Consider the following 10,294-nt stretch of genomic DNA (forward strand, 5'->3'; position numbering starts at 1 on the left):
GTCCACCACCGCGCCCCCGCGCAGGCCCCCGACGACCGCGCCCCCGTCGCGTCCGGTGCGCCCGTCGTTCCCGCCGGAGCCGCCGGAGCCCACCGGGCCGCCCTCGCTGCCGATCATCACCCTGGGGCCGAACCCGGGGCGGGAGAACCGGACGAACGACCACGACCTGCTGGGGTACGACTACTGATCCGGCGCGGCTGCCGATCCGACGGCGCGATGCCCCGGCCCCGGGAAGGGCCGGGGCATCGCGCGTTCCGTCCGGGGAGGCCGTCAGTGGCCGGACGTCGCCTTGAGGCCGACCACGGCCACCAGCAGCAGGACGACGAAGAGGATCCGGGCCGCGCCGGCCGGCTCGCCCAGCACCGTCATGCCGAGCACGGCGGCGCCCGCCGCGCCGATGCCGACCCACACGCCGTAGGCCGTGCCGATCGGCAGCGTCCGGGCGGCCCGGGAGAGCAGCAGCATGCTGGCGACGATCCCGGCGACCGTGAAGACGCTCGGCCAGAGCCGGGTGAAACCGTCGGAGTACTTCATACCGACCGACCAGCCGACTTCGAGCAGGCCGGCGACGACGAGCAGGACCCATGCCATGGGGGCACCTCCGTGGAATCGCTTCTCAGGGGGTGCGTCGTCTTGTCCTGACCCGGTACGGCGCGTCTCGTCGGGGTCCTTCCGACGGTAGCAAACGGCCGCGGGGTACGGTCCGGCGGCGACGTTCGGGGGTGGTCCGGCGCGGTGCGGCTACAGGTACAGCCCGGTGGAGTCGTCCGACCCCTCCAGCCGCTCGGCCGCCACCGCGTGCAGGTCGCGCTCGCGCATCAGCACGTAGGCCACGCCGCGGACCTCGACCTCGGCGCGGTCCTCGGGGTCGTAGAGCACCCGGTCGCCCGGCTCCACCGTGCGCACGCTCTGGCCCACGGCCACGACCTCCGCCCAGGCCAGCCGGCGGCCCACCGCCGCCGTCGCGGGAATGACGATGCCGCCGCTGGAGCGGCGCTCGCCCTCGGGGATGTCGGTCCGGACCAGCACACGGTCGTGGAGCATCCGGATGGGCAGCTTGTCGTGGGTCGTGTTCGTACGCACGCCACGACCGTACCCGGCCGGGCGGGCCCGTGAGACCACACCGGGAAGGGTTCCCGGGGCTCCGGGGCGGCTTCCGCCATGAGGAGCCCCGGCTGTCCCCCGTACCGCCACGGACCGCGTCCCGCCCGTCACCGGCGGCGACGGGCGGGCGCCGTACGGGACCGCGCGCGGCCGGTCCCGTACGGGCGCGACGACCCGTGGCGTCCGCGCTACTTCTTGTGCTTGCCGCGGCGCGAGGAGACCGTCAGCAGGCCGACCACGCCGACGGCCAGCATCGCCGCCGGAACGATCCGCTCCAGGCGCGGGACGCCCTCGTCCGTCATGAACTGCGCCCGTACGTCCGAGACGACCCGGTTCGCGATCGCACAGGCCCGCCCGAGGGTGTGGTCCACCTTCGAGGCCGCCTTCGCCTTCGCGTCGCCGATGATGGTGCTGGGGTGCATCCGCACACCGATCTCGTCGAGCGTCACGGCGAGCTCACTGCGCCTGCGGGCGATGTCCGCCTCGATCTGAGCAGGGGTCCTGGCTTCCGGCACCGCGCTGCCTCCGTAGTCTCATAAGAGTGATGACGAGTGATGACAACAGTCTGTCAGTTCGCTCGGCGCCCCGCCCCATGGCACCCCCGGTGGGCCCGCCCTCCGGTCGAAGGGGTCGTTAGGCTCGGGCACCGGCAGACCCGCCCACCGCCCCGAAGCACAGGAGAACCATGAGCGAGCGACTCCAGCCCGGCGACACCGCCCCCGCCTTCATCCTGCCGGACGCGGACGGCCGGCCCGTCTCCCTCGCCGACCACAAGGGCCGCAAGGTCATCGTCTACTTCTACCCCGCCGCCCTCACCCCCGGCTGCACCAAGCAGGCCTGCGACTTCACGGACAACCTGGAGTTCCTCGCGGGCCACGGCTACGACGTCATCGGCGTCTCGCCCGACAAGCCGGAGAAGCTCGCGAAGTTCCGCGAGCAGGAGGAACTGCGGGTCACCCTGGTCGGCGACCCCGAGAAGAAGGTGCTGGAGGCGTACGGCGCCTTCGGCGAGAAGAAGCTCTACGGCAAGACCGTGACCGGCGTCATCCGCTCCACCGTGATCGTCGACGAGGAGGGCAAGGTCGAGCGCGCGCTGTACAACGTCAAGGCCACCGGCCACGTCGCGAAGATCATCAAGGACCTGGGGCTCTGAGGCACCGAGGGGGCGCGCGGCCCGCCGGCCGTCACCGGTCGTACGCCCCCTCACCGCGCACCACGGGCCGGTCCTCCGGCTCGTCCTCGGCCTCCGGCAGGTCGAGGACGGCCTGCGCGCCGCCGCCCTCCGCCGAGCCGAACTCCAGCCGGGCGCCGAGCACCGCCGCCTGGCCCACGGCGATCGTCAGGCCCAGCCCGTGCCCGGTGCCCCGCTCGGGGGCGGCGGTACGGAACCGCCGCGGCCCCTGGCTGACCAGCTCAGGCGGGTAGCCGGAGCCGTGGTCGCGGACGACGATGCGGGTGCCCTCCACCCGCACCTCGATCGGCGGCTTCCCGTGCTTCGCCGCGTTGGCCAGGATGTTCACCAGGATCCGCTCCACCCGGCGGGCGTCCGTCGCCACGATGCGGCCCTCGCCGACCACCTCGACCGCCACGTCGTCCACCCCGCGCTGGCCGCGCGCCCGCTTGACCACGCCCCGGACCAGCGACGGCAGCTCCACCGCGTCCAGTTGGGCGCTCTCCACCCCCGCGTCCAGCCGGGAGACCTCCAGCAGGTCCTCGACCAGCGCCCGCAGCGTCTGCGCCCGCTCCCGCACCATCTCGACCGCGCGCGGGTGCGGCAGCAGCTCCGCCGAGGCCACCAGGCCCGCCACCGGCGTCCGCAGCTCGTGCGCCACGTCGGCGGTGAACTCGCGCTCCGCGTCCACCCGGGCCGCCAGCGCCGTCGCCATCGCCCGCACCGAGCGCTCCAGCTCCGCCACCTCGTCGCCGCCGGCCGGCGCGGAGCCGCCCGAGGGCGCCTCGCCCGCCGCGATCCGGCGCGCCTCGGCCGCGCTCAGCCGCAGCCGCCGGGACAGGCCCTGGGCCACGAACCAGCTCACCACCGCCATCAGCACCACCGTCACCGCGCCCGCCAGCAACAGCGCCCAGTCCAGGGCGCGCTGGAACGCGTCCCGCTTGGGGTAGGACGCCGAGACGGACAGCACCTTGCCGGAGCCGACGCCCGTCGCCGCCCACACCCGGGGGTCCTCGCCGCCGCTGATGTACGTCCCGGAACGCCCCTTCCCCACCGCCTTGGCCAGCGGCGCCGGCAGCGCCGCGTCGTCCAGCTGCGCGTTCAGCGTCACCTGCCCCTCCCGCTGGTAGAGCTGGAGGGCGGAGCTCAGCAGCCGGTCCTGCTGGGCCCGCGCCTGGCGGTCCCGTTCGAGACCGGAGACGTGGTGCACGGCCACGCCGAGCAGCACGACCGCCAGCGCGGTGACGGAGGAGATCGCCAGCGCGATCCGGCCACGGATGCCCATCACGTGATCGAGTACGTCTCGGTCGTCTTCCCGGCCGGGGTGAGTCCCGTGTAGACCACCTCGACCGAGGTGAACGCCAGCATGCCGTCGATCTTCCGCGGCCGGGAGAGCGTCAGCCGCGCCGGGAACGACGTCCGCGCCGAGCCGTTCGCGCCGCTGGACACGAGCACCACGCCGTCGCCCTCGGCCTTGTCCGCCGCGTACGCGTCCCACTCGATGTCGCTCGCCACCGCGCCGCCGTTGGCACAGCTCAGGGTGATGATCTTCGGCTCGAGCAGCAGCTCGCCGTAACCGCAGTCGCGCACGCCCGGCAACTCCTGGGCGGCGCCCGGGGCCAGTTCGGCCGAGGCCTTGGACCGGTCCCGCTGTTCCTGCTGCTCCTTCTTGGCCCGCGTCGTCTGCGGCGCGTCGGACACGGCGTTCGCCCGGTCCGCCCCCTGCCCCAGCCACACGCCCCCGAGGACCAGCGCCGCGACCCCGCCGGACAGCCCCAGGAGGGTGCGCACGCGGACCCGCCGGCGGGGCTCGGCACGGTCGGTCATCGGACTCTCTTCCTCGGTCGGGCCGCGGGCGGACGTTCGGGGGGCGGTCGACGAGAACGACCGGATCGGCCGGCTCGCGGGGCGGCCGCGCGGTACGCCCGCCTCTCCCCCGGTGTGAGGGACGGGTAATTCGGAGGTCGCGTTCCCTTCCGGGGACGACCGGTTCGCGGCGGGACGGACGGGTGTGACGCGCCGCACGCGCGTTCGCCGCACCGGGAACGGGTGTTCCCCGGCGGCCCCGTCCTCGCGCCGTTCGCGGCCGGCCCGCCGACGCTCCGTCACCGGGCCCCGCTCCGGACGCCGTACGGAGCGGAGGGCGCCCGCCGGCCCGCGGAGCATGGCCGGACTCTCCTCTCCCGCGCCCGGCTCGGCCCAGTACAGTAGGCACGGCACCGGCGCCCGTACGCCAAGGGCTGAGCGGCGATCTTTAGGTGGTCGTGTTTGTCGGTTCGAATCCGACCGGGCGCACTGACGCCGACGGCCCGGCTCGCGATCATGCGAGCCGGGCCGTCGGCGTATACCCGGGGCCCAGGGGTCGCGGGCGTCAGCCCAGCAGCTCCCGCACCACCGGTACCAGGGCGCGGAAGGCCTGGCCGCGGTGGCTGATGGCGTTCTTCTCGTCGGCGGTCAGCTCGGCGCAGGTGCGGGTCTCGCCGTCGGGCTGGAGGATCGGGTCGTAGCCGAAGCCGCCGGCGCCGGCGGGCTCGTGGCGGAGCGTGCCGCGCAGCCGTCCCTCGACCACCCGCTCGGTGCCGTCCGGGAGGGCCAGGGCGGCGGCGCAGGCGAAGTGCGCGGCGCGGTGCGGGGCGTCGATGTCGGAGAGCTGGGCGAGCAGCAGGTCCAGGTTGGCCTTGTCGTCGCCGTGCCGGCCCGCCCAGCGGGCCGAGAAGATGCCGGGGGCGCCGCCCAGGACGTCCACGCAGAGGCCGGAGTCGTCGGCGACGGCGGGCAGGCCGGTGGCCTGGGCCAGGGCGTGCGCCTTGAGCAGGGCGTTCTCGGCGAAGGTGACGCCGGTCTCCTTGACGTCGGGGATCTCGGGGTAGGCGTCGGCGCCCACCAGTTCGAGGTCGAGGCCGGCTCCGGTGAGGATCGAGCGCAGTTCGGTGACCTTGTGGGCGTTGCGGGTGGCGAGGATCAGGCGCTTCATGGGTCCCGATTATCCCGCCGGTCACGACGGGGTCGCGTGCCGGCCCGTCTTGTCCCGCCCCCGGCCGCCGGGCGGCGCTCAGCCCTTGGCGCAGGCCGTGGTCAGCGAGCCGGCCGCCTTGGTGAGGGGCGCGACGTCGGGGCGCTCGCCGTCGCCGACGCTGTCCTGGATGTCGTCCACGGCCGCGGTGACCGCGCCCACCGCGTCCTTGACCGCCACGTCGCCGTCCCGGGTGCCGGTGTCGGTCCTGCGGGTGATCTCGCCCAGGTCCCGGTTGATCTTGTCGATGAACTCCTGGGCGCTCTGCGGGTCCTTGGAGTCGTCGGCGATGGTGCGCCGCAGGTCCGCCACGTCGCGGCGCAGGTCCTTGGCGAGGGCGCCGCAGTCGGCGGCGGCCCGCGCCTGGGAGCAGGCCGTCACGACGGGCAGCGCGAGGACCGCCGCGGCGAGGGCCGCGGCGGCGGTGGTGCGGCGCGGGCGGTGGTGGCGCGGGGCCATGCGCGGTTTCCCCTCCGGTGGGCGTGCTGCCCGTGGTCGCTGGGGGCACGGCCTCCTCGCCGCGCCCCCAGCATGGTAGCCACGGCTTCGCGTCGGCTACAGGGTCTGTTCGAGCGCCGCGCGCTGGGCGGCGTCGAGGTCGGCGCAGCCCTTGACCGCGAGGTCGAGGAGGGCGTCGAGCTCGGCGCGGGCGAAGGGCTGGGCCTCGGCGGTGCCCTGGACCTCGACGAAGCGGCCGTCGCCGGTGCAGACGACGTTCATGTCGGTCTCGGCGCGGACGTCCTCCTCGTAGCAGAGGTCGAGGAGCGGGACGCCGCCGACGATGCCGACGCTGACGGCCGAGACGGTGCCGGTCAGGGGGTGGCGGCCGTGCTTGACGAGCTTCTTGCGCTGGGCCCAGGCGACGGCGTCGGCGAGGGCGACGTAGGCGCCGGTGATGGCGGCGGTACGGGTGCCGCCGTCGGCCTGGAGGACGTCGCAGTCGAGGACGACGGTGTTCTCGCCGAGCGCCTTGTAGTCGATGACGGCGCGCAGGGAGCGGCCGATGAGGCGGGAGATCTCGTGCGTGCGGCCGCCGATCTTGCCGCGGACGGATTCGCGGTCGCCGCGGGTGTTGGTGGCGCGGGGCAGCATCGCGTACTCGGCGGTGACCCAGCCCTCGCCGCTGCCCTTGCGCCAGCGGGGGACGCCCTCGGTGACGCTGGCGGTGCAGAGGACCTTGGTGTCGCCGAAGGAGACGAGGACGGAGCCCTCTGCGTGCTTGCTCCAGCCGCGCTGGATGGTCACGGGGCGAAGCTGGTCGGGCGTGCGGCCGTCGATGCGAGACATGGTGATGAGCCTATCGGGATCGCGAAGGGCCCTGTTCCGGTTCACCCGCGCCGATGCGCGAGTGGCCGGAACAGGGCCCTTCGAACAGGCCGCCGGGGCGGCCCGGAGCCTCAGCGGCTCACATCATGTCTTCGATCTCCGCGGCGATCGGGTCGGCGTCGGTGCCGATGACGACCTGGATAGCGGTGCCCATCTTCACGACGCCGTGGGCGCCGGCGGCCTTGAGGGCGGCCTCGTCGACCAGCTCGGGGTCGTTGACCTCGGTGCGGAGACGGGTGATGCAGCCCTCGATCTCCTCGATGTTGTCGAGCCCGCCGAGACCGGCGACGATCTTCTCTGCCTTGCTGGCCATGTGCACTCCTGTTGTCTCGGCCCTCGGCGGTCCCGCCGACCGGCTTTCCCACGTTAACCCACGTTCAGACCAATTACGTGGGCGTATGTCCGTCATCTGGCGAAAGATGGCGGCCACCGGGCGCCGCCTTCCGGATGCCCGGAATCACACCCCTAAGTGGTCTACACCAGTATGCCAGCCGGGAGGACGCAGATGAGCGCGGAGGCCACCGCACCACCCCGGCGGAAGCCGTGGCAGGGCTTCCTCGGGGGCCTGCAGAAGATGGGGCGCAGCCTCCAGCTTCCGATCGCGGTGCTGCCCGCCGCCGGCATCCTCAACCGGCTGGGCCAGCCCGACGTCTTCGGCGCCGACGGCCTGGGCTGGACGGACGTCGCCAAGGTGTTCGCCGGGGCGGGCGGCGCGCTGCTCGACTCGGCGCTCGGGCTGCCGCTGCTCTTCTGCGTGGGCGTGGCCATCGGCATGGCCAAGAAGGCGGACGGCTCGACGGCGCTGGCGGCGGTCGTGGCCTTCCTCGTCTACTTCTCGGTGCTGCACCAGTTCCCCGAGGACTGCCCGCAGACGGCGAAGTTCGCGGGGGCGGGGCTGTGGAGCGGCGTCTGCGTCTCCGGATCGGGCGCGGCGACGCTCGCCGGCTACCAGAATCCCGGGGTCTTCGGCGGCATCGTGATCGGCCTGCTGAGCGCCTGGTTCTGGGTCCGCTTCCACCGGGTGCGGCTGGTGGACTGGCTGGGCTTCTTCAACGGTCGGCGGCTCGTCCCGATCATGATGTCGTTCGTCGCGCTGGTCTTCGCGGTGGTCTGCCTGTGGGTGTGGCCGCCGATCGGCGACGCGCTGACGAGTTTCAGCCAATGGCTGTCGGACCTCGGCGAGACGGGCTCGGGCGTCTTCGGAGTGGCGAACCGGGCGCTGCTGGTGGTCGGGCTGCACCAGTTCCTGAACACGTTCATGTGGTTTCAGTTCGGCGACTACACCAAGCCGGACGGGACCGTGGTGCACGGCGACATCAACCGCTTCCTCGCCGGCGACCCGTCGGCCGGCCAGTTCACCACCGGTTTCTTCCCCATCATGATGTTCGCCCTGCCGGCCGCGGCGCTGGCGATCACACACTGCGCCCGCCCCGAGAACCGGAAGGTCGTCGGCGGCATGATGCTGTCGGTCGGCCTGACGTCGTTCGTCACCGGCATCACCGAGCCGATCGAGTACTCGTTCCTCTTCATCGCGCCGGCGCTGTACGCGGTGCACGTGCTGCTCACGGGGGTGTCGATGGCGGTGAGCTGGGCCTTCGGTGTGCACGACGGCTTCAGCTTCTCGGCCGGGCTGATCGACTACGTGATCAACTGGGGGCTGGCGACGCGGCCGTGGCTGATCATTCCGATCGGGTTCGGGTTCGCCGTCGTCTATTACGCGGTCTTCCGCTTCGCCATCACGCGGTTCGACCTGCCGACGCCGGGCCGGGAGCCGGAGGAGGTCGCCCGGGAGATGGAGCGGGAGAAGACCGAGTGAGACTGAAGGGGAGGCAGGTGGAGGGCGCCGCCAAGGGCGGGGGGACGTAGGGGGAGTAAAGGGCCGAACGGGGCAGCCATGATGTGATTCGCCCCACACGTCCCGTGTGTCGCACCCCACCGTCATTGACGGATTCCTTTATGCCCGCTTCACGTGCTACAACAGGTCTAAACCACCAAGTGGTGTAGACCATAAGTTTCAGCGTTTTCAGCGGGCACATCCAGAGGGCGCGTCGCCCGATCTCCGAGCGCCCGCCGCACCTGGAGGAATCCGATGAGTACGGCTAGCGCCTCAGCGGCCGAGAAAAAGGGCTTCGGCAAAAGCGCGATGGCTGTGGCCCAGCGTATCGGCCGCAGCCTCATGCTGCCGGTCGCGGTGCTGCCCGCAGCGGCGCTGATGGTCCGCCTGGGCCAGGACGACATGCTGGGCAAGGCGTCGTTCCCGCATTTCCTGAACAAGATCGCCCAGTTCCTGTCGGCCGGTGGCGGCGCGATCCTCGACAACATGGCGCTGCTGTTCGCCGTGGGTGTCGCCATCGGTTTCGCCAAGAAGTCGGACGGCTCGACCGCGCTGGCCGCCGTCGCCGGCTACCTGGTCTTCCAGAAGGTGCTCGGCACCTTCACCGACAGCAGCCTCCCCAAGAAGGAGGCGGTGGTCGACCACAAGGTCGCCCTGGTCGAGCAGACCGTCGACGCCAAGGTGCTCGGCGGCATCGTCATGGGCCTGGTGGTCGCGCTGCTCTACCAGCGCTTCTACCGGACCAAGCTGCCGGACTGGGCGGGCTTCTTCGGCGGCCGCCGGCTGGTGCCGATCCTGTCGTCCTTCGCGGGTCTGCTCATCGGCATCGTCTTCGGCTACATCTGGCCGGTCCTCGGCACGGGTCTGCACAACTTCGGTGAGTGGCTGGTCGGTTCCGGCGCCGTCGGCGCGGGCATCTTCGGTGTCGCCAACCGCGGTCTGATCCCGATCGGCATGCACCACCTGCTCAACTCCTTCCCGTGGTTCCAGGCCGGTTCCTTCGACGGCCCCAAGGGCACCGTCAACGGCGACATCGCCCGCTTCCTCGCCAAGGACCCGTCCGCGGGCCAGTTCATGACCGGCTTCTTCCCGATCATGATGTTCGCCCTGCCGGCCGCCTGCCTGGCGATCGTGCACTGCGCCCGCCCCGAGAACCGCAAGGTCGTCGGCGGCATGATGGGTTCGCTCGCGCTCACCGCGTTCGTCACCGGTGTGACCGAGCCGATCGAGTTCACGTTCATGTTCGTCGCGCCGGTGCTGTACGCGATCCACGCGGTGCTGACCGGTGTCTCCATGGCCCTGACCTGGGCGCTCGGCATGAAGGACGGCTTCGGCTTCTCCGCCGGCGCGGTGGACTTCGTCCTCAACTGGGGCATCGCGAGCAAGCCGTGGGCGCTGATCCTGGTGGGTCTGGGCTTCGCCGCGATCTACTACTTCGTGTTCCGGTTCGCGATCACCAAGTTCAACCTGATGACGCCGGGGCGCGAGGTGGATCCGGAGTTCGCGGAGGCGGCGGCGAAGGTCGCCGAGGCGAAGCCGGCGGTCAAGGCCGAGGCGAAGGCGGCCGCCGCGAAGGCGGAGGCCAAGCCGGCCACGGCGAACGCGGAGGCCAAGCCGGCCGCTGCCAAGACCGGTGCGAAGCCCGCCGCCGCCAAGGGCGGCGCCAAGAAGACGCCTGCTCAGGGCAAGCGGAAGCCCGCTTCGAAGGCGAAGCGCTGATCTCGCGCTGAGCACTGCCGAAACCCCCGGGACCGTGGTCGGTCCCGGGGGTTTCGGTTTGCCCCTGTCCCGCCCTTTCACCGTTTCTCGCGGGGGCCGGCCCCCCCCCCCCCCGCGGTCGCCCACC

12 protein-coding genes, 1 tRNA gene, 1 pseudogene and 1 riboswitch are annotated in these 10,294 nt (G+C 72.3%); of the genes and pseudogenes, 5 read left to right on the top strand and 9 right to left on the bottom strand.

Annotated elements, in window-relative coordinates:
• A pseudogene (locus tag ACSNOK_RS25240) lies at positions 1–187 on the top strand (hypothetical protein); the annotation flags it as partial.
• A gap of 83 nt (positions 188–270) precedes the next feature.
• Here the strand turns inward: ACSNOK_RS25240 and ACSNOK_RS25245 are convergent.
• From ACSNOK_RS25245 to ACSNOK_RS25255, 3 genes are all read right to left on the bottom strand, one after another.
• Complete coding sequence (locus ACSNOK_RS25245; RefSeq protein ID WP_436783060.1) at positions 271–591, bottom strand: DMT family transporter; 321 nt, start codon at positions 589–591, stop codon at positions 271–273.
• 31 nt (positions 592–622) lie between these two features.
• Positions 623–688, bottom strand: a riboswitch (guanidine-III (ykkC-III) riboswitch).
• Between the two features lie 53 nt (positions 689–741).
• A complete protein-coding gene (locus tag ACSNOK_RS25250) occupies positions 742–1,044 on the bottom strand; it encodes a GroES family chaperonin (protein WP_051072711.1) in 303 nt (100 codons plus the stop codon).
• A gap of 248 nt (positions 1,045–1,292) precedes the next feature.
• A complete protein-coding gene (locus tag ACSNOK_RS25255; RefSeq protein WP_436783061.1) occupies positions 1,293–1,619 on the bottom strand; it encodes a DUF3618 domain-containing protein in 327 nt (108 codons plus the stop codon).
• 170 nt (positions 1,620–1,789) lie between these two features.
• Between ACSNOK_RS25255 and bcp the strand changes: the two genes are divergently transcribed.
• Positions 1,790–2,257, top strand: coding sequence for a thioredoxin-dependent thiol peroxidase (bcp, locus tag ACSNOK_RS25260; protein WP_436783062.1), 468 nt, complete (start codon positions 1,790–1,792; stop codon positions 2,255–2,257).
• Positions 2,258–2,288: 31 nt separating this feature from the next.
• Here the strand turns inward: bcp and ACSNOK_RS25265 are convergent, their stop codons facing one another.
• On the bottom strand, positions 2,289–3,560 hold the full coding sequence (locus ACSNOK_RS25265) for a sensor histidine kinase (RefSeq protein WP_436783063.1): 1,272 nt from the start codon (positions 3,558–3,560) through the stop codon (positions 2,289–2,291).
• On the bottom strand, positions 3,560–4,102 hold the full coding sequence (locus ACSNOK_RS25270; RefSeq protein ID WP_436783064.1) for a hypothetical protein: 543 nt from the start codon (positions 4,100–4,102) through the stop codon (positions 3,560–3,562). The genes ACSNOK_RS25265 and ACSNOK_RS25270 overlap by 1 nt, the downstream gene beginning before the upstream one ends.
• Before the next feature lie 395 nt (positions 4,103–4,497).
• Between ACSNOK_RS25270 and ACSNOK_RS25275 the strand changes: the two genes are divergently transcribed.
• Positions 4,498–4,570, top strand: a tRNA-Leu gene (locus tag ACSNOK_RS25275).
• 76 nt (positions 4,571–4,646) lie between these two features.
• Here the strand turns inward: ACSNOK_RS25275 and rdgB are convergent.
• The 4 genes from rdgB to ACSNOK_RS25295 all read right to left on the bottom strand — a co-directional run bounded on the left by rdgB (position 4,647) and on the right by ACSNOK_RS25295 (position 7,023).
• On the bottom strand, positions 4,647–5,249 hold the full coding sequence (gene rdgB / locus ACSNOK_RS25280) for an RdgB/HAM1 family non-canonical purine NTP pyrophosphatase (protein WP_436783065.1): 603 nt from the start codon (positions 5,247–5,249) through the stop codon (positions 4,647–4,649).
• Between the two features lie 78 nt (positions 5,250–5,327).
• Entirely contained in the window at positions 5,328–5,747 is a 420-nt protein-coding gene (locus ACSNOK_RS25285) for a hypothetical protein (RefSeq protein WP_436783066.1), read from the bottom strand.
• A 96-nt stretch (positions 5,748–5,843) separates the two neighbouring features.
• Complete coding sequence (gene rph / locus ACSNOK_RS25290; RefSeq protein WP_436783067.1) at positions 5,844–6,575, bottom strand: ribonuclease PH; 732 nt, start codon at positions 6,573–6,575, stop codon at positions 5,844–5,846.
• A gap of 118 nt (positions 6,576–6,693) precedes the next feature.
• The gene (locus ACSNOK_RS25295; RefSeq protein ID WP_436783070.1) at positions 6,694–7,023 is read right to left on the bottom strand and encodes a glucose PTS transporter subunit EIIB; all 330 of its coding nucleotides are present in this window, start codon (positions 7,021–7,023) and stop codon (positions 6,694–6,696) included.
• A 96-nt stretch (positions 7,024–7,119) separates the two neighbouring features.
• On the opposite strand from ACSNOK_RS25295, the gene ACSNOK_RS25300 reads away from it, so the two are divergent.
• Both ACSNOK_RS25300 and ACSNOK_RS25305 read left to right on the top strand, forming a co-directional pair.
• Entirely contained in the window at positions 7,120–8,430 is a 1,311-nt protein-coding gene (locus ACSNOK_RS25300) for a PTS transporter subunit EIIC (RefSeq protein WP_436783068.1), read from the top strand.
• A gap of 273 nt (positions 8,431–8,703) precedes the next feature.
• Complete coding sequence (locus tag ACSNOK_RS25305) at positions 8,704–10,167, top strand: PTS transporter subunit EIIC (RefSeq protein WP_436783069.1); 1,464 nt, start codon at positions 8,704–8,706, stop codon at positions 10,165–10,167.
• The last annotated feature ends 127 nt before the right edge of the window (positions 10,168–10,294 follow it).

Source organism: Streptomyces sp. URMC 126, from assembly GCF_051386555.1.
In the GTDB taxonomy this organism is placed as follows: Bacteria; Actinomycetota; Actinomycetes; order Streptomycetales; family Streptomycetaceae; genus Streptomyces.